The organism is Sphingopyxis sp. JAI108 (genome assembly GCF_013410105.1).
In the GTDB taxonomy this organism is placed as follows: Bacteria; Pseudomonadota; Alphaproteobacteria; order Sphingomonadales; family Sphingomonadaceae; genus Sphingopyxis; species Sphingopyxis chilensis.
This window is the reverse complement of sequence record NZ_JACCCJ010000001.1, coordinates 1,252,406-1,277,625: the sequence shown is the minus strand read 5'-3', so window position 1 is coordinate 1,277,625 and position 25,220 is coordinate 1,252,406. Positions and strand designations below refer to the sequence as shown.

Below are 25,220 nucleotides of genomic sequence, written 5' to 3'. Positions count from 1 at the left end.
GAAGCCCCGAAGCTCGTTTCATTTGTTTTCGCATCAGAATTTCACCGTTGCGCCGACGTAGAAGCGGCGTCCGGCAATATCATAGACGCCGTTCTGGTTGGTCAAGCGTCCGCTTTCGGTCCCGCTCGGCAGGAAGGGACTGATCGAATTGAACAGGTTGTTCACGCCGCCATAGAGGCGAAATTCCTTGCCGCCCGCGTCGAGGTCGAACGACAGGAACAGGTCGTGCTCCCACACGTCGCCGATATTGAGGAAGATCGGCACCTCGGCATTCGGATTGGTTTCGAGCAGCGCGGCATATTGGTCGGCGAGCGAATTGCTGTCGTTGATCTTGCCATAATAGGTCGTCGTCCAGCGGATGCGGAAATTGTCGAGCCGCCAGCCGAGCGATGCGCGTGCGCGATATTTGAAGCTGCCTTCGGCCAGGTCGCCGGCGAGGTCGTTGGTGACGGTCCCGTCGACTCCCTGAAACTGCACCTTCTGCTTCAGCACATGCGTGCCGTCGTAACGCAGGTCGAAGCGGCCGGGGATGCCGAGCGCATCGTCGAGGCGGAAGCGATAGTTGAACGCGACGTCGATCCCCTGCGTGTCGAAGCGCGCGAGATTTACCTGCCGCTGGACCAGCTCCACGATCTGGCCGTTGTTGGCGTTGCGCGTGATGTCGGCGCAGAAGGGGTTGTCCGCCTGAGGCACGTCGGTGTCATAGCATTGCAGCTGGATGTCGCGGTTCGAATAGGCGTCGATCGCGTCCTTGATGCGGATGTCGTAATAATCGACCGCGATCGTGAGGCCGGGGATAAAGCGCGGCGCGAGCACGGCGCCGAGCGTCAGCGTGTCGGCGGTTTCCTCCTTGAGGTCGAGGTTGCCGCCGTTGGGGCTGTAGAGGCTGTTGCCCGCCTGCGAATATTGCTGCGTCACGCCATCGGTCGCCTGCTGCGCGAAGAGCGCCTGGATGCCCGGATCGAGGCGGCAACCCGCGGCAATCTGTCCGGTCGTCGTCGGAGTCACGCCATCGCAGATGTCGTTCGCGGCCTCGAAATTGCCGCGCGGCGGTGAATAGAGCTCGGCGATGTCGGGTGCGCGCTGGGCGCGGGCATATTGGGCGCGGAAGCGGATATCGGGGATCGGCGCATATTGTACGCCGCCGCGCCAGCTGAACACCGTACCGACATTGTCGATGCTGTAGTCGGCGACGCGCGCCGAGGCATCAACGCTGAGCAGATAGGCGCCCGGCGCGTCGCGGAGCAGCGGCACGCTGACTTCTCCATAACCTTCGAGTGCGCGGATCGAGCCGCCGAAATTGGGCACGGCATTGCCGGTCGTGCCGCCCGTCTGCGACAGCAGATCGCCGGTGAGTTCCTGGCTGTCCTTGCGATAATCGACGCCGAAGGCGGCGCCGACCGGGCCGGCGGGAAGCTGGAACAATTCGCCGGTGACGAAGGCCTGCCCCGTATATTGGCGGATCGTCAGTTCCTGGTGCAGGTCGGCGCGGATCCACGCCGCGGCTTCGGGGGTGATCGCCCCTTCGCCGAACAGGTTGATGGGGACGCAGCCTGCGTCGCGCGCATCGGCATCGACGCACCGCGCGGCGCCGTCTGGTCCCAGCTCGGCGTTAAGCGCCTGTGTCAGATTGACGCCGTTGATCTCGTTCCGGCGCCACTGATCCTGCTTGTACTGGCCATAACCGAAGCTCGCTTCCCAATTCCAGCTGTCCGAAATCTTGCCGCGCAGGCCGGCCCAGCTGCGGATCGTCTCGCGCTTGTTCTCGGTGATCTGGCCGCCGACCTCGTCGAAGCGGCGGTCCCAGGCGATGCCCGCGCCGGTCGAAGGGGCATCGGCGCGAATTTCGTCGGGAACGAACGGATTGCACGGGCCCGACCCCCGGCCACTGTCCGGGCGGCACGGGATCTTGCCATATTCGATCTCGGTCGTGACGCCGGTGACGGGATCGGTCAGCGGATAGGTCGAATCCCACCCGATGCCCACCGATTCGCGCGTTTCGCCGGATGTGATCCGCGAATATTGGAGCTGCGCGAACCCCTCGATCGCGTCCGAAAATTCATATTCGAGCTTGGCCGCGCCCAGATAGCGTTCGCGGGCGAGGATCAGCGAGCGGCCGGTGCGCTGGTTGTACCCGTCGCGGTTCGGCAGGAAATAGCCGACGTTGCCGGGACTGTTCGCGCCGCCGCCGCTGCCGGTGACAGGGTCCCCGGTGACGGGGTCGGGGCCGCGCTCGACGAGCACGCCGTTCCGGTAGAAGCGGTCGCGCGCCGAGTTGGCGCCCGAGAACACGCCGCCGGGGATGAAGCTGCTGAGATCGCTCATCATCAGCGGCGGGAATTGGGACGCGGGGCGCGATCCGCTCGCGGGCGCGCCGTCGGCGTTGATATAGACGCCCTCGAACTCGTTGATGCCATTTTCGAAATCATAGTCGTAAGACACCGGCCGCACCGCCCATTCGCGATCGACCGCGCGGATGCCCCAGTCGCGGTCATAGGTGCCGCTGACGAGGAAATAACCGCGACCGTCGGCGAAGCGCGTGCCATAAGTCGCGCCCAGCGTCAGTTCCTGCCCGTCGCCTTCCGAGGTGACGCCGGCGCGCGCGCGCAGCGTCAGGCCGCGTTCATTCTTCTTGGTGATGATGTTGACGACGCCCGCGACCGCGTCCGAACCGTAAACCGACGAGGTGCCGCCGGTGATGACCTCGACCCGGTCGATGAAATCGCTGGGGATCGTCGAGAGGCTGACGAGGTTGGAAATGCCGCTGTTCGACACGGTGCGGCGACCATCGACGAGAACGAGCGTACGGTTCGAGCCAAGGTTGCGTAGCTCGATCGAACTGAGACCCGAATTCTGCGTGTTTCCGGTGACCGTGGAATCGTTGGTCGCCGACGACAATTGCGGCAGGTCGGCGAGCGTTTCGCTGAGTTCGCTGTCGCCCGATTCAGCCAGGTCCTCGGACGAGACGCCGATCACCGGCGCCGGGGTGTCATAGGTTTCGCGCGCGATGCGGCTGCCGGTGACGACGATCGCCTCTTCACCCGGCGGCGTGGCGGCGGTCTCCGCCGGCGCTTCCTGCGCGGCGAGCGGCGCGGCGAAGGCGCCGATGCCGACGAGCACCAGCACGGTGCGGCTGCTGTGGCGGGCCCAACGGGCTTTGGTCATTTTCATTGTCTCACTCCCCATATTCTTTTCGTTGTCGGTCAATCGGCGTCGGTCTCGATCGGCTGCGCGGCGAGCGGCGCGGGCTCGCCCCTGAGCGCGCGGTGGAGCGCGTCGCGGTCGAGCGCCTTTTCCCATCCCGCGACGACGATCGCCGCGAGCGCGTTGCCGATGAAGTTGGTGAGCGCGCGGCACTCACTCATGAAACGGTCGATGCCAAGGATCAGCGCGAGCCCCGCGACGGGCACCGACGGCACGATCGACAGCGTCGCGGCGAGCGTGATGAAGCCCGCGCCGGTGACACCGGCCGCGCCCTTCGAGCTGACCATCGCAACGAGCAGGAGCGCAAGCTGGTCGCCGAGGCTGAGGTCGACGCCGACCGCCTGCGCGATGAACAACGCGGCGAGCGTCATATAGATGTTGGTGCCGTCGAGGTTGAAGCTGTAGCCGGTCGGCACGACGAGGCCCACGATCGGCTTGGCGCAGCCGGCCTGTTCGAGCTTCTGGATGAGGCTCGGCAAGGCGGCTTCCGACGAGGAGGTGCCGAGCACGAGCAGCAATTCGGCCTTGAGGTAAGCGATCAGGCTGAAGATCGAGAAACCGCATAGCCGTGCGACCGCGCCGAGGACGACGATCACGAAGAAGAGCGAGGTCAGATAGAAGGTCGCTATCAGCAGGCCGAGGTTGGCGAGCGATTCGACGCCATATCGGCCGATCGTGAACGCCATCGCGCCGAACGCCCCGATTGGCGCGAATTTCATCAACATGCCGACGAGACCGAAGAAGACCACCGACACTTTTTCGAGCAGACCCAGCACCTGCCGCCCCGGTTCGCCCGCGTGCGACAGCGCGAGGCCGAAGAGGATCGCGGCGAACAGTGCCTGCAGGATCGATCCCTCGGTCAGCGCCGAGACAAAAGTGGTCGGAATGATCTCGAGCAGGAAGGCGGTGAGCGTCGCTTCGTGCGCCTTGGCCTCATATTGCGCGACCGCCCCGGCATCGAGCGTCGCCGGGTCGATGTTCATCCCGGCACCCGGCTGTATCACATTGGCGACGACCAGCCCGACGATCAGCGCCAGCGTTGAAAAGAAAAGGAAATAGGCGAAGGTCTTGCCGACGACGCGGCCGAGCGCCTTGGTCTCCCCGATCGACGCGATGCCCGTCGCGACGGTCAGGAAGATGACGGGGGCGATGATCATCTTGACGAGTTTTATGAAGCCGTCGCCGAGCGGTTTGAACTCGGTCGCGACCGACGGCCAATAATGGCCGAGCAGCACGCCCGCGAGGATTGCCGCGAGCACCTGGACGTAGAGGTGCGTCCACCACGGCCGGGCCTGCGGCGTCTGCGGCGCGGTCAAATCGATCGTGACTGCCACCAGCCTCTCCCCATGTCTTCGCGCCATCGGCGCTCGCTTGCGGCCGTCGGACGGCCTTTCCGCCAATTTACGAGCGGCGCGGAACGGGGGTCAAATATGAGGGCAATTTTTCATAAATATATGTAATAGCTCAATTTTATTTATAAGCCTGTTCGCGGCGACAACAGATTTGTGCAACTTTCCGCATAGGTTTGCAAATATCTGTGCAATAATCCGCACATGTCCGATCCTACCGATTCGCAGCCACCAAGGGCCCAAGCGGGTCGCCGGCGCCTGCTCGTCGCCGTCGCGGTCGGCTTCGCGATCCTGCTCGTCGCGGGTTTTGGCCTAGCCCGATGGGCGGCCGATCGCGCGAACGCGCAGGCCGATCTCGAAGCGCGCCAGAATGCGCGCGCGCATGCGAATCTGCTCGAAAGCGAATTGCAGAAATTCCGCCTGCTGCCGCGCGTCCTCACCGAATTTCCCGACGTGCGCGCGGCGCTCGCCGACAAGAGCGACGCCGCCTCGCGCCGTCTCGACCGCGAACTCGAGCAGCTTGCCACGCGCACCGACGCCGCGGTGATCTATGTCCTCGATGCCGGCGGCACGACGATCGCCGCGAGCAACTGGAGCGCGCCGACGAGCTTTGTCGGCCAGAACTACCGTTTCCGGCCCTATTTCCAGGGCGCGATGCAAGACGGCGAGGCCGAGCTGTTCGCGCTCGGGACGGTGAGCGGGCGCCCCGGCCTCTATCTCGCGCGGCGCGTCACCGTCGGCGGGCGCCGGCTCGGTGTAATCGTGCTCAAGGTCGAATTCGACAAGCTCGAGTCGCGCTGGGCCGATTCGTCCGCAACCACACTGGTGACCGACGCAGCGGGTATCGTCGTGATGAGCAGCGACGCGCGCTGGCGCTTCCGCTCCTTCGTGCCGATCTCGGCCGAAGCGCAGCGGCGGCTTCGCGCGACGCGCAGCTATGGCGAGGCGCGGCTGGCCCCGCTGCCGGTCGACCGCGCAGGGGGCGGCCTTCGCGTCGGCGACGATCTGTTCCGTCAGGCCGACGAGCGCGTTTCACTTCGCGGCAGCACACTCCGCCTGCTCCAGCCCGCCGGACCCGCGCGCGACAGCGCCGCCGCGACCGCGCGCGTCGCCTTCCTGATCCTGCTGATCCTCGTCGGCGCGGCGATCGTCACGCTGCTGCGCCTCGTCGAGCGGCAGACGATGCGGCAGGCGGCACACGAAGCGCTCGAACGCGAGGTTGCCGCCCGCACGCGCGATTTGCGCGCCGCCAACGACGAATTACGGCAGGCATCGGAGCGGCAGGCCGAAACCGACCGCCGCTATCGCGCCGCGCGCGAGGAACTCGCGCAGGCGAGCCGGCTCGGCTCGATCGGACAGATCACCGCCGGCGTCGCGCACGAGATCAACCAGCCGGTCGCCGCGATCCGCACCTTCGCCGAAAACGCCCTTGCCTATCTCGACCGGACGCAGCCCGACAAGGCGCGCGGCAATCTGGGCCATATCGTCGAGCTGACCGCCCGCGTCGGCGCGATCACCGGCGAGCTGCGCAATTTCGCGCGCCGCGCGCCGGCACCGCTTGGTCCTGTCCCGCTGCGATCGGCGATCGACGGGACATTGTTGCTGATCGGCGACCGGCTGCGCGCGCAGGGCATCGCACTTGACGTGGGAGTAGACGAGCCGGCCGTCGCCGTGCACGCCGATCGCGTGCGGCTGGAACAGGTGCTGATCAACCTGCTGCAAAATGCCGCCGAGGCGGTTCGCGACGTCGATGGCGCGCGCGTAACCCTGCTGGCGCATGGCAACGGGCCGGTGCTGATCGACATTTGCGACAATGGCCCCGGTGTTCCGGCGGACATATTGCCGCAGTTGTTCACGCCCTTCGTCACCGGCCGGCCCGACGGGCTGGGACTGGGGCTGGCGATCGCCAGCGACATCATGACCGGGTTCGGCGGTACGCTGACCCTCATCCCCTCGCCCCTCGGCGGCGCGGGTTTCCGCCTGACGTTGAGGCGAGCATGAGCTTTTTCACGGCCGAGCAGACGGTCTTCTTCGTCGACGACGATGCGGCGCTGCGCGAAGCGAATGTTCAGACGCTCGATCTGGCGGGGCTCGCGGTCGAGTCCTTTCCGGATGCACGCAGCGTCCTGCCGCGCATCGACAGCGGCTTTCCCGGTATCGTCGTCACCGATATCCGCATGCCCGGAATGGACGGGCTCGAACTGCGCGCGGCGATCCATTCGATCGATCCCGAGATTCCGGTTGTCCTGATCACCGGTCACGCCGATGTCACGATGGCGGTGCGCGCGCTCCACGACGGGGCGTTCGATTTCCTCGCCAAACCCTTTGCGGCGGACCATCTGGTCGGGGTCGCGCGCCGCGCGCTCGCCCACCGGGCGCTGATCCTCGACAACCGCCGGCTGACCGCGGCGGCGGCGGCAATCGACAGCCCGCTGATCGGGGAAAGCCCGGCGATGGTGCGGCTGCGCGAGACCATCGCACAGCTCGCACAGGCCGATATCGACGTGCTGATCGAGGGTGAGACGGGAACCGGGAAGGAGCTGGTCGCACATATGCTCCACCGCCAGAGCCGGCGGAGCGCGGCATCGCTGGTTGCGGTCAATTGCGCCGCCCTGCCGCAAGAGCTCGCGGAAGCCGAGCTGTTCGGCAGCGACCTTGCCGACCGCGCGACGGGCAAGCTGGGTCAGGCCGGACGCATCCGCAGCGCGCACCGCGGGACTTTGTTCCTCGACGAGATCGACACGATGCACCCCGCGGTGCAGGCGAAGCTGCTGCGCGTGATCGAGGAACGCGAGGTGCAGCCCTTGGGCGCCAGCGCACCCGAGCCCGTCGACCTGCGCGTCATCGCGGCGACGAAGACCGACCTGATGGACGCGGTGCGCGGCGGCGATTTCCGCGAGGATCTCTATTACCGGCTGCACGTCGTGAAGCTGCGCATTCCGCCCTTGCGCGAGCGGCGGTCGGACATTCCGCAGACTTTCGCCTTCTTCCTCGACGAAGCCGCGGCGAAGATGGGAATGTCGGGGTTCCAGATCGACGACAGCATCCGCCGCCACCTGGTCGAGCACGACTGGCCGGGCAATGTCCGCGAGCTGAAGAATTTCGCCTATAGCGTCGTGCTGGACCTGCCCTCCGACCCAGGCCGTTCCTCGCTACCCGCCGAGGCGCCGCTCGCCGAGCGGCTGCGCCGCTTCGAGGCGACGATCATCGAGGACACACTGGCGCAGGCGCGCGGCAATATTGCTGCGACGATGGCGCGGCTAGGGGTGCCGCGAAAGACGCTGTACGACAAGATGGCAAAGCTCGGGATCGACCCCAAGCAGTTCCGCGGCTGACGCCGTCTATTTCCCCTGCGCCGCGAGCACGCGCAGGATGTTGCCGCTCCACATCTTCTCGATGTCGACGTCCGAATAACCCGCCGCCTTCAGCCGCTCGGTGACCTTGGGCAGCGCCGAGACATCCTCAATGCCCGGCAGTCCGCCGCCGCCGTCCCAGTCGGCGCCGAAGCAGATATGGTCGACGCCGCCGACCTCGATCGCGCGCAGCACCATCGTCATATAGGCGTCGAAATCGGCCGCCCACAATTTTTCGGTCTTGTCGAGTTCGCGCCACTGGCGGTTGAGGTCGGCCTGCTCGGCGGGCGAGAGCGTGCCGATCCGTTCATATTTGCCGAACAGCTCGCCGCGCGCGGGCGACATGTTCATCTCCGACATGAAGATCGTCGAGATGCACATGGCGCCGCCCTTCGCCGCGAGCGCCTTCAATCGGCCCTCGTCGAGGTTGCGCGGATGGTCATAGGCCGATCGCAGGCTCGAGTGCGAAAGCAGGATCGGATATTTCGACAGCGCCAATAGCTGGTCGAACGCCGCGTCGGACGAATGGCTCGCATCGATCACGATGCCGAGACGGTTCATCTCTGCGACCCACTGTTTGCCGAGCGGGCTCAGCCCTTTCCAGCGCCCAGCCCCCGTCGCGCTGTCGGCGAACTGATTGTCCTTCGAATGCACCGGCCCCGCGAGGCGCAGGCCCTTGTCGTAAAATTCCTGAAGCAGCGAAAGGTCTTCGCCGAGCGGATAGCTGTTCTCCATCGACTTGAAGGCGATCAGCTTGCCTTCCTTGTTCAGCCGCAGCGCATCGGGTGCCGTCAAGGCGGGAGCGATGACTTCGGGATATTTGGCGATGGTGCTGTCGATCAGGTCCGAACGCTTGCGCGCGAAGGCGAGTGCATCGGCGTAACCCTTTGGCGTCAATGGCCCCTGCTCGGTGTAGATGGCGAAAAAGCCGCCGTCGAGATTGCCGTCCTTCATCCGCGGAATGTCGAGCTGCGAAATGTCGTCGGCGAGCGCGTGACGATCGGCAAAGCTCCAGCCCGCGCGTTCGAAATGGAGCGGGGTGTCGAGGTGCGTGTCGAGCACGAGCATCCGGCTGTGCAGCGGCGCGTCGGGCGCCTCCTTCGGCTTGTCGCCTCCGGTCGAGCAGGCCGTGAGTGCCGTTGCGGCCAGCAGGATCGCGATATGCTTCATTTCGTGTCCTCCACGGGCTTCAAATCCAGATCGTGATAGTCCCAGCTGAAGTCGGCGATCTGGCTCACCGCCTTCATCGTCACGCCCGTCACCTTGCCGTCGGCGTCGAGCGCGAAGGTGACATAGGCGGGCTCGATCGCCGGATCGTCGAACTTGGTGACGAAGCTGTCATATTGCCAATGCTTGAGCCGCCCCGCCATCCGCGGCGTCGAGGTGAAATCGATCGTCAGCCCGTTCGCGCCCGACCCCACGACGACATCGCCATACCAGGGATCGCGGTAGCGCCCGGCGTAGCGCGCCAGCGCGAGCGAGGGACCGCTCTGCGCCGGCGACGCCTTCGACTGCTTCAGGAACGCCTCGCCCCCCGCGAGCCGCGCCTGATACCAGTCTTCCCACTTCTGGATCCAGCCATACTCGCCCTGGTCCAGATAATGATCGAGAAGGTCGTAGGTGAGGCCGAGGAGCATCCCGCTGTCCTCGCTGTTCATCATGATCGCGAAGCCGACATTTTTGTCGGGGATCATGACGACGCGCGTGATCGACCCGAAGACGCCGCCGCCGTGCTGGATGATGCGGTGGCCGCGATAATCCTGCACCTGCCAGCCGAGCGCATAGGCCTGCTGCGTCGGCTGCGCGGGCTTGAGCTGGTCGGGAAGCGGCGTGATCGGCATCGGTGTCACCGGCGCCCACATTTCCGCCGCCTGCTTCTCGCTGAACAGGCGTTTTCCGTTGGGGAGCGCGCCGTGCGCAAGCTGGATCTTGAGCCACGCCGCCATGTCGTCGGCGCTGAGCGCGAGCCCGCCAGCGGGGGCGCCGTTGCGGCCGAGCTCGTCGCGTTCGTCGAGCGCCTGTTGCGGGCCCAGCCCACGCAGCGCGCCCGACAGCCGGGCGTGCGGCCAGCTGCGGTTCGCGATACGGAATCGGTCTTCGCTGTCGCTCGTCGCATTCTTCATGCCGCCGGCGCGCAGCACGCGGGCGCGGATGAAATCCTCCCACGTCTGCCCGGTGACTTCCTCGATCAGCTGACCCGCGACGGCATAGAGGATATTGTCATAGGCATAGGCCGAGCGAAAACTCGTCTTGGGCTTCAAATAGGCGACGCGCTCGACCGTCTGCTTGCGCGTCAGATGCGTGCGCGGCACGAACATCAGGTCCCCCTGCCCCAGCCCCAGCCCACTTCTATGGACAAGCAGGTCGCGGATCGTGATCTCGCGGGTTACCCAGGCGTCGTACATGCGGAACCAGGGCATATGTTTGATCACCGGATCGTCCCACGCGATCTTGCCTTCGTCGACGAGGATCGCAAGCGCCGCGGCGGTCATCGCCTTGCCGGTCGATCCGGTCTGGAAGATCGTCTGCGCATCGACCGGCGCGCGCTCGCCGAGCTTGCGCACGCCCCAGCCGCGCGACAACGTCGTCTTGCTGTCCTCGACGATCGCGATCGACACGCCCGCCGCGCCGACCTTCTTGCGCAGCGCCTCGACGCTTTCGCCGATGTCGGCGGGCGGCTCGGCCCATGCGGGCGCGGCGACCGACAGCATCAGCGACAGGGCGAGCAGGCGAACGGCTTTCATGGCAAGGCCTCCATTTGGGGAGCGGGTGCGGGACGAAGCAGGCGCCAGGTCCCGATCGTCAGCAAGGGCAGAACGAAGACCGCGAGGAAAAGCCAGGCGAGGAAACGATAGCCACTGGCGATCAGGTCGACGAGACCGACGCGCGCAGCGACGAACATGCAGCCGACAAGAACGAGCGTCCCGATCGCGGCGCGCGGGCCGGTGCCGAGCGGCGGCCGCCCGCGCGCCTCGACGACGCCCGAGACGCGTTCGTTGATCGCATGGATCGCGCCGACGCCGCTTTCGAGCAGCGCGGCAAAGATCATCATCTGGAACAATATATGAAAGCCCGGCACGGCCATCTGCCGCAGCAGGAAATCCGAAGGCAAGGTTTCGCTGCCGATCGCAGGGTAAAAAGCCATCATCGCGACGAAGAAGAGGATTGCCGGCAGCATCGTCAGCGGCCCCGCGATCAGCCCCGCGACGACTGCGTCGCGCTGGCTGGTGAGGTGGCGGAGGACGGGCAGGATGACGACCGCACCGACGATATTATAACTCGCATAGGTGATGCCGCCCGCCACCCAATTGCCCGACGGCGGCGGCGCATTCGCGAAGCCGCTTCCGATCATTTCGCCAAAGCTGGCGAGCGCGAACACAAGGAACAGCGCATAGACCGCGTAGATCAGCATCGAGGCATATTTGAACAATGTCTCGACAAGCGCCGTGCCGAAGGCGGTGAAACCGAGGATGCTGAGCGCCAGCAGCACCGACCCGGCGAGGTCGGGCCAGCCGAAGGTCGCTGCGCCGATCGCGCCCGCCGCCGCACCGAACACCGCGATGATCAACACGACGAAAATCAGATAGGCGCCTTCGAACGCGATCCAGGCGGGGCCGAGCAGGCCTTCGAAGAAGCTGCGGTAGTCATAAGCCTGCATCCGGCGCGCGAGCGCGAAGGTCAGCGCCGCGACGATGCTCCAGATCAAGGTCGCGAGCAGCATCGCGGCCAGCCCGCCCCACGGCCCCGACGGCACGAAATATTCGGCCAGCTCGCGCCCCGTGGCATAGCCGCCGCCGATGATGACGGCCTTCAACGCGAAACCGGGCAGCAGGAAGCGCTGGAACCAGCTCGACCTGCCACCCGTCTCGCCCACACTCATGCGAGACAGTTTTCGACGAGCGCGTCGAACGACGCGCCGCCGCGGATCGGGTCGGCTACGGGCAACCCCAGGCGTTGCCGTTCGGCCGCCATCAGCGCCTCGGCGGCATCGGCGTCATAGGCCGAGGTGTTGAGGCTCACCCCGCCGCAGCGGATCGCCGGATTGGTCCGGCTGCCGAGGCGGATCGTCAGGTCGATCACCTCCTCGATGCTGGGAAGCGCGAAGCTTTCCATGCCCAGGATCACCTTGCGCGCCGGATCGTGGCAGACGACGAACACGTCGGGCTGACTGCCGTGGAGCAGGCCAAGCGATACCGCGGCATAGGCAGGATTGAAGATCGACCCCTGCCCCTCCACCAGGTCCCAATGGTCTTCGGGCGCGTCGGGGCTCAATATCTCCGCCGCCCCCGCCTCGAAATCGGAGACCACCGCGTCCATCGGCATCCCGCCGCCCGCGATCATGATCCCGGTCTGGCCGGTGGCGCGAAAATCGGCGTCGATTCCGCGCGCGACAAAGGCCCGATGGAGCGCGAGCGCGGTATATTTCTTGCCGAGCGCGCAATCGGTGCCAACCGTCAGCAGGCGCTTGCCGCTGCGCTTGCGGCCGTTGGCGATCGGGATCGACGGCGGCGGCGTGCGCACGTCGATCAGCCGCTGGCCGGTCCGTTTCGCAGCCTCGACGAGCGCGGGGATGCTCGTCAGCCGTGTGTGGAGCCCGCTGACAATGTCGAGCCCCGCCTCCATCGCCTCGACAAGCACGGCGACCCAGGCGTCGCCGATGACGCCGCCCTGGTTCGCGACGCCGATCACCAGCGACTGCGCTCCCGCCGCGCGGGCCTCGTCAGGCGACAGCCGCGGCAAGCCGGCGCTGACCGAGCAGGCGCCGATCCCATACTCGCCGACGCAGCGGTCAGCCGCCCAGTCGGCGAGGCCAAAGGCGGTCTTGGCATAGCCCGCCTCGGTCGTGTCGCCGAGGAACAGCAGATAGGGTTGCGGCAGGGTCAGGCTTTCGGCCAGCCTGCCGGTGGGCGCGTTCATCTTGTCCAACTCCAATTCGCTCAGAATGCCATGTCGAGCGCGACACCGATCGTGCGCGGCTGCAATGGCGAGATCGCTAGGAAGCTCGGCTGGTTGATCCCGTCGGCAAGCGTCGACCGCGCCATCTCGCCCTTGTTGTCGAGCAGATTGCGCGCATAGGCGCGCAGCGTCCAGTGATCATCGAAGGTCACCGACGCATTGAGGTCGACCGAGGTGTAAGCCTTGGCGCGCGCGACGAGCGGATCGCTCTCGACGAGCGACAGGCGGTTGCTCGCGTGGCGGATGCCGGCGCCGAAGCTGCCCCGGTTGCCGCCGCCCAGCTCGAACGCATAATCGGCGCGCAGCGCGCCGCTGAACTTGGGTACAGCGGGCAAGCGGTCGCCGTCGAGGCCGCTGATATCGGGCACATCCTCGCTGAGGCTCGCGTCGGTGTAGCTTCCGGTGGCGCTGATCGTCAGGCCCGGCGCCGGGCGCAGCGCCAGGCTACCCTCGAAGCCCTTGCTCGTCGCCTTGCCGCCGTTCGCGCCGCCCGATACGCCGCCGAAAGCGCGCGTGACCTGGATATCGGTCCAGTCCATCCAGAAGAAGGCGGCATCGACCGACACCATGCGGTCGGCGAAGTCGGCTTTCAGCCCGACCTCGTAATTGGTCATGCGGTCGGCATCGACGCTGGGCGGGACATTGGGGACGATGACGTTCGGGCCGCCGGGGCGATAGCCCGTCGCGACGCGCGCATAGAGCATGGCGTCTTCGTTGATATGGAACTGCGGGCTGACCGAGAAGGTCCAGACGCTTTCGGCCGACTCGCCCGGATCATTGGCGCTGGGGACGATCGCCCCCGAGCTGATCTGGGTAAAGGTCTGCTCGTTGCGCGCCCAGCGAAGGCCGCCGGTCACCTCGAACTGCTCGCTCAGCTTGAAAGTCGCATTGCCGAAGATCGCATATTCCTTGTAGGTCGCCGGAAGGCCGACGATCGCCAGCGGATCGAGCGGCGCGATGACATTGCCGTCCATATCGAACGAGCGGACAAGCTGCGCATTGCTCGTCTCTTCATCGGTGAAGAAGCCGCCGATCATCCATTCGAAACGCCCGCCGCTCGGCGAAGCGAGACGGACTTCCTGCGTCCATTTCTTGAGCCCGAGGTCGAGCGAGAAAGGTGTGATGCCGGGATCGATGGCACCGCCGGTGAGCAGCGGGAAAAGCACGCCGAACGCATAGCTCGCGTCCTGTACCTGCCGGCTCTGCGTTTTGCTGTAGGTCGTCGCAGACGTCAGCGTCGCCGCGCCGAAATCATAGTCGATCGTCGCCGAATAATAATCGAGATCGACGTCGTAGGATTCGGGCACATAATTGTTGAACGAATGGCCGTTGCCCAAACGGTTGCCGTCGAGATCGGCGGCATAGAGGCCATTGCCGTCAGAATCGAGCGACTGCCAGATGCCGGCGAGCTTTACGCTGAGCTCGGGGGTCGGCTGCCACAGCAGCGCGGCGCGACCGCCGCGCTGTTCATAGTCGTTCTGGTCCTTGAGCGCGGCATTGTTGACGCTGTCGACCCAGCCCGGCGTCTTGCGCCATGCGAAGCTGCCCGAAATCGCGAGCGTGTCGGTCGCAATCGGCGCATTGACATAGACCTGCCCACCCCAGCCGAGGCTGCCGGCGTCCTTGATCGTGAAACCTTCGACGCCCGCGCGCACCTTGAATTCGCGCGTGTCGGGCTGGACGGTAACATATTTGACCAGGCCGCCGATCGAACTCGCGCCATAGAGCGTGCCCTGCGGGCCTTTGAGCACTTCGATGCGTTCGAGGTCATAGGGCATGAGGTCGATGGTGAACTGCCCAGCGCGGTTATAGAGCGCGCTCGACCCGACCGGCGCATCGTCGAGATAGATGCCGACCGTCTGGCTGGCATTGAGCGGTGCGACGCCGCGCAGCGTGATCGTCGTCTGGCCAGGCGTGCCGCCGTTGCTGACGTTCATGCCGGGAACATAGCCCGCATAGTCGACGAGCGAGGCCGAGCCCTGTTCCTGCAGTTCCTCGCCGCTGACCACCGAGATCGAGATCGGCACGTCCTGCACATTCTGAACGCGCTTCTGTGCGGTCACAACGATCTCGCCCGCGGCTTCGATCGCCCCCGCTTCCTGCGCCTGTACCGGCATCGCGGCGATCACCGCGACCATGCTTGCTGCTACCAAAAGTCCCTTGTTCATCGTCTTACCCCCAGACTTGGGCGAGCAGGCGGCGGAAATTGCCACCGAGCACGGCCCGGATGTTATCGTTCGAATAGTTGCGGCGAATGAGTTCCTCGACGAGGTCGAAGGTCTTCAATGGATGGTCGAAACCATCGATGTCGATCTTGTCTCGAAAGGCGTAGCTGTCCTTGTAGGCGCCCTTCAGCACGGCATATTCATCAGGCTTCATGTCGTCATAGCCGTGAAGGTCCGCGTCGGAGCCGATGCCGACATGATCAATGCCGACGAGCTTTGCGACATGGTCGATATGATCGGCCATGTGCCCGACATGGGTGGGGTCGGTGCTGCGCACGAACATGCGCACGCCGGTGATGCCCATCACCCCGCCCTTTGCCGCGAGCGCCTTAATCGCTTCGTCGGTCTTGACGCGCGGATGATCAACGAGAGCGCGGGCATTGCTGTGCGTGATCGCGATCGGCCCCTTGGCGATGTCGATGGCGTCGAGCGTCGTCCGGTCGCCGCAATGCGAGACGTCGACGAGCATCTTCTGCTTTTCCATTTCGGTGATAATCGCTGCGCCATAGTCGCTGACGCCGCCGTCGACGCGATCGGTGCTGCCCGATCCGATGCGGTTCTGGCTGTTATAGGTAAGCTGCGAACAGCGCAGGCCGAGGCGGCGGAACAGCGCGACGTCCGCGACCGTCTCGAAATGCTCGGCGTTCTGGATGCCCATGATGACAGCGCATTTGCCCTCGGATTTCGCGCGGTCGAGATCGGCGGCGGTATCGACGAGGGTGAAGACGTGGCTGTTGCGTCCCGCAAAGCCCTGCCAGCCTGCGAGGAAGGTCAACGCCTGTTGCTTTGCGTCAGGTCCGCCGAGGCCATAGGCATTGTGGAAACCGGTGATACCCGACGCCTTGAACTCCGCCGCCTCGGCATCAGTCAGCCGGTGCGCCACATAATCTTCTTCCAGCGTGATCTTGAGCGGCGCGAGCATGTCGATGACGAGCGAGGAAGCGACGAGGTCAACCGTGCGGCGCGAATAGGCCTTTGCGGGCGCCGCAGCGAAGGCATAGGCGCCGCGACCCACCATCGGCGCGGACAAAGTGACCCCGACCGCGCCCGCGAGTGCCGCGCGGCGCGTCATCGGGAATGACGTCGTCATTCCAGCCTCCTTCTTACGAAAATCTCAATTTCAAGACTATTGTCCTAATCGGAAAATTGTCAACCCATTTAGGACATCAAATTGTCACGAACCCCAAATTTCCGCCGGACAATGAATCATGCCATCGCGATATTCGACGCCGGGCACGCGATCGCGCGCAAGAAAGGTCGGCCCGTCGAGATCCACGATGTCGCACAGCTGCCCGACCAGGTAGGAGGGTGCCATCGACAGGCTTGTGCCCATCATGTTGCCGACCATCACGTCGAGGCCGAGCTTCTTCGCCTGCCGCGCGATCGCCAGCCCCTCGGTCAGCCCGCCACATTTATCGAGCTTGATGTTCACGACGTCGAAGCGCCCGACAAGCGAGGCGGTGTCGGTAAGTGACAGCGCGCTTTCGTCGGCGACGAAGGGCAAGGGCCGCTTGAGGCCGTCGAGATCGGCCTCGCGCCCGCGTTTCAATGGCTGCTCGAGCTGCGCGATGCGCATCGAGACGAGAACCGGCAGCAGGTCGGAAAGCGTGCCGATGTCATAACCCTGATTGGCATCGACGCCGATCCACGCATCGGGCCGCGCCGTGCGGATTGCGACGACCCGCGCGATGTCGTCTGTCAAATCGCCGGTCAGCTTGACCTTGACCGGGGCTTGCGCGTCGATCGCCAGTGCGGCTTTCGCCATATTGTCCGGGCTGTCGGCGCCCAGAGTCAGCGTCGATCGCAGTGCTTTCGGGGATTCCAGCCCGGCAAGCTCCCACACGGGGCGGCCCGCCTGCTTGGCTTCGAGATCCCAGAAAGCACAGTCGAGCGCATTGCGGGCACCGCCGGGCGGAAGGAGCTGTTGCAGTTCCGCGCGCGTCGCGCCCTGCTCGATCGCATCGCGCACGCCGGTCGCTTCGGCGAGCATATGATCGATATCGTCGCCGAGATAATAGACCCCGGCCCCCTCCCCGCGCCCGACATGCGAGCCGTCGGATATCTCGGCGACGAGCAGCGCGGTTTCGGTGAAGACATGCCCCGAAATGCGGAACGGCTGATGATAGGGAAAACGCCCGACCCGAAGGTCGAGCGTCATTTTCTGCCTGCTCTGCGTCGCCATCAATAGACCATCCCAAAGCCGTAGAGGTGGAAGACGAGCGTCACCCAGACGAGTATCAGCGCGGCGAGGATCAGCAGCACCGCGCCGAGCTTCATCGTCCAGCGCCGCTTGTCCTTGATAGCGAGCCACAAGTGCCAGGCGGCCGTCGCGAGCAGCCCGAAGGCGGCGAGCGGGGTCAGGATGCGCAGCAGGTGGATGAGCCAGTCGAGCGGGCCGCCGATGCTGCCGATGTCGGCCGAGAAGGCGGCGATCAACCCGATCCAGCCGACGAGCGCGCCGATCGCGAGCCAGGCGAAGACGCGCGACAGGCGATAGGCGCGGAGCGACTTGCCCGTAAGCGCAAAGTCGGCCTTGAAGCTGCGGCGGACCATCGCACGCACCGGCCACGCCAGCGCGGCGAGCAGGATGATGCCAAAGGCGAAGATCAGCGCGGGATTGAGCCAGGCGGCGTTGACGCTGGCAGGCGCGGGTTCGAACACCATGAAAGGCGATCCGGCGTCGACGCTCCACCGCACGACGCGGCCGTCCTTCACCTCGGCGGCAAGCCGCTCGCCGGTGCCGGTGTCGCGCCACACGAAGGGCTCGACCTCGACCCAGTCGCGCGCGCCCGCGCCGAGCCCGTCGAGCGCCGGAAGGCTGATCTTGCCATCCTCGGTCAATCCGATCGTCGCCTGTCCCAACAGCCCGAACAGGCTCATGAAGTTGGTGAAGCTGCCACGACTGCTGATGTAATTGCCGACCATCATCTGCGCGTGCTGCGCGGCGGTCTTGGCATCGACCTGCGCCGGCTTTTCGGCCGGACCCGGCAGGTAGCGGTCGGCGAATTTGTGGAATAGCGCGCTACGCACCGCGCCCGCCGCGCCGTCCTTGCCTGCGCTGTTCATCGACACGAAGATTCCGACATCGGCATCGGGGAACAGCCAGAGATAGGAGTGGAACCAGACGGTATCGCCGCCATGCGCGATGGCGCGGTGGCCGTTGACCCATTGCTCATAGAAGCCAAGCGCCATGCTGTTGAGCGGGCCGACGCCGGGCGCCTTGAAATCGTGCATCATCTTTGCGGTTTCGGGCTTCATCAGCCCCGCACCGTTGTTCAGATGCGCGATCATGAACTTCGCCATGTCAGCACCGCTCGACGAAAGGCTACCCGCGGGCGCGGGGATGACCATTTCGAACGGCTCGGGCTTTTGCGTGATGTCGGGATAGCCCTTGGACATATGCGGCGCGAGCCGCGCGGGGAGCGGCTGGCGGAAAGACGAATGCGCCATGCCGAGCGGCTTGAAGATATGGTTCTCGATATAATTGTCGAAATTTTCGCCGCTGACGCGTTCGACGATATAGCCCGCGAGCGCCGTCGCATAGTTGGAATAGGCCGGCGTCGTGCCCGGCGCGAAGACGCGTTCGGGCAGCGCGAGCGGCATCTGCTTCTTCAGCGTCATCACCGCCTTGGGATCGCTGCTGATCAGGTGACGCACCGATTCCTCGAAGCCCGCGGTGTGCGTCATGATGTTGCGCATCGTCACCGGCTTGCCCTCAAAGGGCGGAATCTTGAAATCGAGGTACGCGTTGACGTCCTTGTCGAGATCGATCTTGCCCGCCTCGACCTGCTGCATCACCGCGGTCCAGGTCAGCAGCTTCGACACCGAACCGGGGCGGAAAAGCGTGGTCTCGGGCAGGACTGGCGCACGCTTCGCGACATCCGAATAGCCATAGCCCTTCTCAAGCACGACCTCGCCGCCGCGCACGACGACGACGACTGCGCCCGGAATGCGTCCGCGTTCGAGCGCATAGGGCAGATATCCGTCCATCCAGGCTTCGAGATCCTTGGGGTCGAGCGAAGCCGGCGCCGCGGCTGTCTTGGCGGCCGACGCAGTTGCCTCGGCCTTCTTTACGGCAGGCGCGGGCACCGGCCCCTGCGCCGCCAGCGGCAGTGCGGCAAAGGCCGCCAGCCCGATCATCGCCTTGCGGATGAAACGCATCGCTTTCCCCTTTTGTCTGGCGCGTCCTGCAACACCTTGCGGCCAGCCGCGCGACCCCTTACCAAGGGCCAACGACTGTTAGCCCGATAGGGACATAATGATCCTGATTAGAAAATTGTCAAACGGGGATTGGAAAAACTGATGGCGGACCGTGCTACCCCGCCGACGCTCGGCGCGGTGATGAAGGGCATAAGGGCGCGCAACGGCTGGACGCTCAAGGAAATGAGCGCGAAGTCGGGCATTCCTGTTTCGACGCTGTCGAAGGTCGAGCACGACCGGCTGACTTTGAGCTACGACAAGCTCCAACAGCTCAGCCAGCGACTCAAGATTCGCATGTCGGACCTCTTCGCAGAGGATGAGGAAGATGCCGCACCGCGCGTCACCGGACGCCGCAGCATCGGGACCATCGAACGCGCGGCGCGCGTCACGACCGATAATTACGACTATCACTATCTCTGCACCGATTTGCGCCAGAAACGGATGATCCCGATCCTGACGCGCATCCGCGCCCACAGCGCGCGCGAATTCGGCGAACTCGTCCATCACCAGGGCGAGGAGTTCATCTATGTCCTCGAAGGGCGGATCGAGGTGCACAGTGAATTTTACGACCCGGTCACGCTCGACGTTGGCCAGGGCATCTATATCGATTCGTCGATGGGCCACGCCTATGTCGTCGCCGATGGATATGAGGAGGCGCTGGTGCTCGGCGTCTGCTCGAGCGCCGACGACGGACTGATGGATTCGCTGATGAGCCTGCACGGCTGACTAACCTGACCCTGGAGAATGATATGGCATCGCACCGGCGCTTCGCACCCTCCCTGTTGCTGCTTTGCAGTTCGATGCTCATATCCGCCGCCGCAGTCGCGCAGGCGCCGGCCTATGACCTGATCATCCGCGGCGGCACGCTCTATGACGGGTCGGGCAAGCCGCCCGTCGTCGGCGATGTCGCAATCAAGGACGATCGCATCGTCGCGATGGGCAAGATCGACGGAACGGCGAAGAGCGAGGTTTCGGCCAAGGGCATGGCGGTCGCGCCCGGCTTTATCAACATGCTGAGCTGGGCGACCGAATCGCTGATCGCCGATCCCAGAAGCCAGAGCGATATCCGCCAGGGCGTTACGCTGGAGGTGATGGGCGAAGGCTGGTCGATGGGACCGATGAACGCGGCGATGAAAGCCCAGGAAACGGAGCGGCAGGGCGACATCAAATATCCGATCGAATGGACGACGCTCGGCGATTATTTCGGCTGGCTCGAAAAACGCGGCATTTCGACCAATATCGCAAGCTTCGTCGGCGCGGCGACGGTGCGTGTGCACGAACTGGGCGAGGGCGACGTCGATCCGACCCCCGAGCAGCTTGCCCGGATGCGCGCGCTGGTGCGACAGGCGATGAACGAGGGTGCGATGGGCGTCGGCAGCTCGATCATCTATGCGCCCGGCTCCTACGCCGAAACCGACGAACTCGTCGCGCTGACGAGCGAGGCCGCGAAATGCGGCGGCATGTATATCAGCCACATGCGGTCCGAAGGCGACCGGATCGAGGAGGCGGTCGACGAGTTGATCGACATATCGCGCCGTTCGGGGGCGCCGGCGGAAATCTATCACCTAAAGATGGCGGGGCGCAGCAATTGGGGCAAGCTCAGCGCGATCGTGAAGAAGATCGAGGATGCCCGCGCCGCGGGACTGCGGATCACGACCGATATGTATACTTATACCGCGGGCGCCACCGGGCTCGACGCCGCGATGCCGACGTGGGTGCAGGCGGGCGGGCTCGAGAAGTGGATCGAGCGCCTGAAAGACCCGGCGATCCGCGCCCGCGTTGCCGAGGAAATGAAGAAGCCCGGAAGCGACTGGGAAAATCTCTATTTCGGCGCGGGCGCTGACAAGATGATCCTGTCGGGGTTCAAGAATGACGCGCTGAAGCCGCTGACCGGCAAGACGCTGGCGGAGGTCGCGGCGATGCGCAGCAAGTCGCCCGAAGAGACGGCGATGGACCTCGTCGTCGAGGACGGCTCGCGCGTCGGCACCGTCTATTTCCTGATGTCCGAGGACAATGTCCGCAAGCAGATCCAGCTGCCGTGGATGAGCTTCGGATCCGATGCGGCGTCGCAGGCGCCCGAGGGCGTTTTCCTGAAATCGGGCGCACACCCGCGCACCTATGGCAATTTCGCCCGGCTGCTCGGCCGCTATGTCCGCGACGAAAAGCTGATCCCGCTCGAACAGGCGGTCTATCGTCTGACCACCCTGCCCGCGACCAATTTGGGGATCAAGGATCGCGGGGCGCTCAGGCCCGGCTATTATGCCGATGTCGTGGTGTTCGACCCGGCAGTGATCGGCGACCGGTCGACCTTCGAGAAGCCGCACCAATATTCAGTCGGCGTGCGCGACGTGTTCGTCAACGGCGTCGCGGTGCTACGGAACGGCGAACATAGCGGCGCGACACCGGGGCGCGCGGTGCGCGGCGCGGGCTTCAACCGCTGTTCCTAAGCGGCGGCAAGCAAGAGCCGCTGCTGGGCGGGTGATCTGAACAGGAAATCATGCGGCAGGCCGAGGCGGACGCTCGCCTGACAATGCGGCGCCGCACGATCGACATGTCGGTCGGCGAGCCGGCCGGCGATGCGCAGCGCGGCGCGGTCGCGCCGCGTCAGGTCGTAGCGGGTTCCAAGCGCCAGCTTGTGCCGGATATGATCGGGCAGCAGCGACACCGACGCGCGGGCGATGGCGCGATGCAGAAAACGCGGCACGCCCGGCGCAGCGCGGCCCGACTGGATAATATCGAGGAATTCGAAGATGATCGGATGCGGCTCCAAGCGCGGTTCGAGTTCGGCCATCATGTCCATGAACGCAGCCACCGTTGGCGGGGTGCGACGCGCGCCGAACTCGCGCCCGATCGCATCGCCGTCGCGCATGAAGCGGTCCTTGTCGGCATCGCTCAGCGGGTGGACGAAACGATCATAGGCCATCAGGAAACCATAGGAAGCCGTCGCCGCGACCCAGTCGAGCAGGAGCGGGTCCATCGCGCGATATCTCTCCCCCACCGGCGTTTCGCCTTTCACCTTGCCGTGCATGCGGTTGACCTTGCCGATCACCTCCTTCGCGGCGCTTGCGGACCCATAACAGGCGAGCATGGCGACGAGACCGGTGCGGCGCGAGCGGGCGATCGGATCGGTCTTGTAGGTTGAATGGTCCCACACCCCCGACCGGATGCGCGGCTCGGCGAATTCGAGCAGCACCGCCGCGATGCCGCCGATGCCGAGCGCGATCGGATTCTTGTACACGCGCCACTGGACGCTGTCGGGCGCGAGCAGCGCAGGTTCGCCAGTCGGCGCGGCGAAATCGATCGCGGTCCCCAGATAGTCGGTCGGCATCGGCAAACGCGCCACGTTGATGGCCTCCTTAGAAGTCGTAACCGACGGTCAGCCCATAGGTTCGCGGCTGGTTGGCGAAACGCACGACAACATTGGCGTTGCTCGCGACCGCCGACCAATAATATCTGTCGAGCAGATTCTTCGCCCACAGCGATACCGACCAGCCGCTTTCATGCCGAAGGCCAAGGCTCGCATTGACGGTACCATAGGCATCGACCTTGTAGAGATCGAGATCCTCGAAGATCGTATTCGACTTGCTCTGGTATCGCGCGCTGACCGCGCCCGTCAGGCTGATCGCCTCGCTGACCGGCGTGTCATAGGCGATCGTGATGCTACCCTGGAATTTCGGGCTATAGATGAATTCGGCGCCGTCGAAATTTTCCGGCTGGCCGGCCGCGTTGGTGCCGTTGTAATCATTGATCCGCGTCTTCAGCCACAGCGCGTTGGCGGCGAGAGTCAGCCCCGTCGCCGGCCGGATCGTCAGTTCGCCTTCGACCCCATAGGCCTCGCTGTCGGGGACATTATCGAGGCGCGACAATGCGGTGTAGATCGGGTCGGCGAAATAGGTGCTGATCTGCTTGTCGCGATAATCATAGTAGAAGGCCGAGAGATTGGCCTGCACCGCGCGGTTGGCGAGCGTCGCCTTCACGCCGACTTCGTAGGCGGTCAGTTTCTCTTGCTTCACCGGTGCATTCTGGCGCGCGAGGTTCGCGGCGTTGATCGGCGTCGTCCCCGATTTATAGCCGCGCGATACCGACACATACATCAGGGTGTCGTCATTCGGCGACCAGTCGAGTGCGACACGCCACGCGAGATTGTCTTCCTTGAGCAGCGACTGCACCTCGCCGAAAGTGCCCGTCGCAGGATCGAATGTGTTGCACTGACCCGCCGCGATTTCGGGCGCGAGGACGCCATAGGTCTGGAAATAGAGCGCGCGGTTCACGACGTTGACGTTGGGCAGCATATTGCCGTTGAAATCGCGCGAGCAGCCATTGTAGCGCTGCTTGTCCTTGGTATAGCGCACCCCGACCGTCAGCTTCACCTGCTCGGTCAGTTCGGCATCGGCGTTGCCGAAAATGCTCCACGTCTTGGTCCGGATACGACCGAAGTCCTCATAGGTGCGGAAAGCCTGGCTGAGTTCGGTCGGCGTATAGCCACCCGAATTGAACGGGGTTCCGAGCAAGGGCACACCCGCGCCGCGAATGAGCCCGACGTTGGCGTTCTGGCCCAGCAAGGTGCGGTTGGAATCGATGATCCGGTCGTTCGCATAATAGGCGCCGACGAGCCAGTTGACCGCGCCGCTTTCGCCTTCCAGATGCAGTTCCTGAGCGAAGCTCTTGATCCGCCCGACGGTGTTCTGGAGCAGGATTTCGAACGGCGCGCCGCTCCAGTCGGAGAGCGCGTTGCGCCTGAAATCATTATAGCTCGTCAGCGAAACGAGCTTCGTCGTTTCACCGAGATCCTGATCCCAGCGCAGCTTGAGCCCCCAGAAGCGATTGTCCTCGGCGAGCGGGCCATCGAGGCCGAGCCCCGAGCCGATGTCGGCAGAGCGCGCAGCTTCGGGCGCCCAGTCGGCCTGGCTTGCCTTGGTCGGGAAATTGTGCGCGATATAATCGGCGAGCCCCGGCGCGTTGAAGAAGCGCGAATTGCTGGTGCCGGTGACGGGGTCGGTCGCAGGCGTGAAGCCGATCCCCTGCCCCGCGACGGTATCCGACCTGTTGCGCCACCAGGTTACGGAAAGGTCGAAATGCGTTCCCGGCGCCGGATCGATCGCAAGCGAGCCGCGGATGCCCAGCTTGTCGACCTCGCCGAGCCGTTCGTCCCGCGTGTTGCTGACCTGCCAGCCCTTGTCGCTATTTTCGCTGCGGAACGCGATGCGCGCCGCGACGCCTTCGCCGAGCGGGCCCGAAATATGGCCGCCTATATTATAGGTCTGGTAATTGCCGAGGTCGGCCTTGACGCTCCCCTCCAAACTGTCGGTCGGCTTGGCGGTGATGAAGTTGATCAGGCCCGCCGTTGTGTTGCGCCCATAGAGCGTGCCCTGCGGGCCTTTGAGCACCTCGACGCGCTCGAGGTCCATCACCGGTCCGGTGTTCATGATCGGATAGGCATAAGCGACTTCATCGACATAGGTGCCGACGGTCGAGGTCGAGGAGAGGTTGATCGTGTTGAAGCCGATTCCGCGCAGCGTATAGGTAGGCACGCCCTGATAGCTTTGCGAAACGGTGAAGCTCGGCGCGACCGCAGTCAGATCGCGCATGTCGGTGACGCGCAGATTTTCCAGCGTTTCGCCATCGACCGCCTGGATCGCCATACCGACGTCGTTCATCGACTCCGCGCGGCGCTGTGCGGTGACAATGATGTCGCCTTCGGCCGCGACGCCGTCGGGCGCGCCTTCCCCGGCGGCAAAAGCAGGCGCCGCCAGAACGAGCCCCATCGCCGAACCCGCGCCCAGCAAGATACGCATTGCTTTCATCACTCATCCTCTCTCAAACACCTTGTCCCGCGGCTCGTCTTTGTGCGAGCGTCGCGCGAACCGGACCGTGACAGAACAAAGGATTGCGGCGGGGCGAGCAAGCTGACACCTGTGTCAGGATAAAGGAGG

At 64.8% G+C, this 25,220-nt stretch carries 16 protein-coding genes; 4 read left to right on the top strand and 12 right to left on the bottom strand.

Translation table 11 applies throughout. The features are described from left to right. Positions 1-33: 33 nt before the first annotated feature. Positions 34-3,165 (bottom strand): TonB-dependent siderophore receptor, encoded by a 3,132-nt coding sequence (locus tag HDC29_RS06040; RefSeq protein ID WP_179495354.1) that lies wholly within the window; start codon positions 3,163-3,165, stop codon positions 34-36. Between the two features lie 38 nt (positions 3,166-3,203). Next, on the bottom strand, positions 3,204-4,565 hold the full coding sequence (locus HDC29_RS06035; RefSeq protein ID WP_257018072.1) for a dicarboxylate/amino acid:cation symporter: 1,362 nt from the start codon (positions 4,563-4,565) through the stop codon (positions 3,204-3,206). Positions 4,566-4,757: 192 nt separating this feature from the next. Here HDC29_RS06035 and HDC29_RS06030 point away from each other — a divergent pair, with 192 nt between their 5' ends. Then, positions 4,758-6,554: an ATP-binding protein gene (locus tag HDC29_RS06030; protein ID WP_179495350.1), complete on the top strand. Its 1,797-nt coding sequence runs from the start codon at positions 4,758-4,760 to the stop codon at positions 6,552-6,554. Beyond that, the gene (locus HDC29_RS06025) at positions 6,551-7,888 is read left to right on the top strand and encodes a sigma-54 dependent transcriptional regulator (protein ID WP_179495348.1); all 1,338 of its coding nucleotides are present in this window, start codon (positions 6,551-6,553) and stop codon (positions 7,886-7,888) included. The genes HDC29_RS06030 and HDC29_RS06025 overlap by 4 nt, the downstream gene beginning before the upstream one ends. Before the next feature lie 6 nt (positions 7,889-7,894). Here HDC29_RS06025 and HDC29_RS06020 read toward each other — a convergent pair whose 3' ends face one another. The 8 genes from HDC29_RS06020 to HDC29_RS05985 all read right to left on the bottom strand — a co-directional run bounded on the left by HDC29_RS06020 (position 7,895) and on the right by HDC29_RS05985 (position 19,248). Next, a complete protein-coding gene (locus HDC29_RS06020) occupies positions 7,895-9,076 on the bottom strand; it encodes a dipeptidase (RefSeq protein WP_179495346.1) in 1,182 nt (393 codons plus the stop codon). Then, positions 9,073-10,650, bottom strand: coding sequence for a serine hydrolase (locus tag HDC29_RS06015; RefSeq protein WP_179495343.1), 1,578 nt, complete (start codon positions 10,648-10,650; stop codon positions 9,073-9,075). Before HDC29_RS06015 ends, HDC29_RS06020 begins: the two co-directional genes overlap by 4 nt. After that, entirely contained in the window at positions 10,647-11,786 is a 1,140-nt protein-coding gene (locus HDC29_RS06010) for a hypothetical protein (protein ID WP_179495341.1), read from the bottom strand. Before HDC29_RS06010 ends, HDC29_RS06015 begins: the two co-directional genes overlap by 4 nt. Continuing rightward, on the bottom strand, positions 11,783-12,823 hold the full coding sequence (locus HDC29_RS06005) for a DUF1611 domain-containing protein (protein WP_179495339.1): 1,041 nt from the start codon (positions 12,821-12,823) through the stop codon (positions 11,783-11,785). The genes HDC29_RS06010 and HDC29_RS06005 overlap by 4 nt, the downstream gene beginning before the upstream one ends. A gap of 20 nt (positions 12,824-12,843) precedes the next feature. Further along, the gene (locus tag HDC29_RS06000; RefSeq protein WP_179495337.1) at positions 12,844-15,030 is read right to left on the bottom strand and encodes a TonB-dependent receptor; all 2,187 of its coding nucleotides are present in this window, start codon (positions 15,028-15,030) and stop codon (positions 12,844-12,846) included. Between the two features lie 4 nt (positions 15,031-15,034). Continuing rightward, positions 15,035-16,177, bottom strand: coding sequence for a dipeptidase (locus HDC29_RS05995; RefSeq protein WP_179495335.1), 1,143 nt, complete (start codon positions 16,175-16,177; stop codon positions 15,035-15,037). Positions 16,178-16,261: 84 nt separating this feature from the next. Further along, positions 16,262-17,245 carry a dipeptide epimerase gene (locus tag HDC29_RS05990; protein WP_257018071.1) on the bottom strand — a complete coding sequence of 328 codons (984 nt, stop codon included), beginning with the start codon at positions 17,243-17,245 and terminating at the stop codon, positions 16,262-16,264. Positions 17,246-17,268: 23 nt separating this feature from the next. Continuing rightward, a complete protein-coding gene (locus HDC29_RS05985; protein WP_179495331.1) occupies positions 17,269-19,248 on the bottom strand; it encodes a serine hydrolase in 1,980 nt (659 codons plus the stop codon). 141 nt (positions 19,249-19,389) lie between these two features. Between HDC29_RS05985 and HDC29_RS05980 the strand changes: the two genes are divergently transcribed. Together HDC29_RS05980 and HDC29_RS05975 are read left to right on the top strand one after the other, a co-directional pair. Beyond that, the gene (locus HDC29_RS05980; protein WP_179495329.1) at positions 19,390-20,013 is read left to right on the top strand and encodes a helix-turn-helix domain-containing protein; all 624 of its coding nucleotides are present in this window, start codon (positions 19,390-19,392) and stop codon (positions 20,011-20,013) included. A 23-nt stretch (positions 20,014-20,036) separates the two neighbouring features. After that, positions 20,037-21,734, top strand: coding sequence for an amidohydrolase family protein (locus HDC29_RS05975; protein ID WP_179495327.1), 1,698 nt, complete (start codon positions 20,037-20,039; stop codon positions 21,732-21,734). Here the strand turns inward: HDC29_RS05975 and HDC29_RS05970 are convergent. Both HDC29_RS05970 and HDC29_RS05965 read right to left on the bottom strand, forming a co-directional pair. Continuing rightward, positions 21,731-22,630: an oxygenase MpaB family protein gene (locus tag HDC29_RS05970; protein WP_373562764.1), complete on the bottom strand. Its 900-nt coding sequence runs from the start codon at positions 22,628-22,630 to the stop codon at positions 21,731-21,733. The genes HDC29_RS05975 and HDC29_RS05970 overlap by 4 nt on opposite strands. A 13-nt stretch (positions 22,631-22,643) precedes the next feature. Further along, on the bottom strand, positions 22,644-25,082 hold the full coding sequence (locus tag HDC29_RS05965; RefSeq protein ID WP_257018070.1) for a TonB-dependent receptor: 2,439 nt from the start codon (positions 25,080-25,082) through the stop codon (positions 22,644-22,646). Between the last annotated feature and the right edge of the window lie 138 nt (positions 25,083-25,220).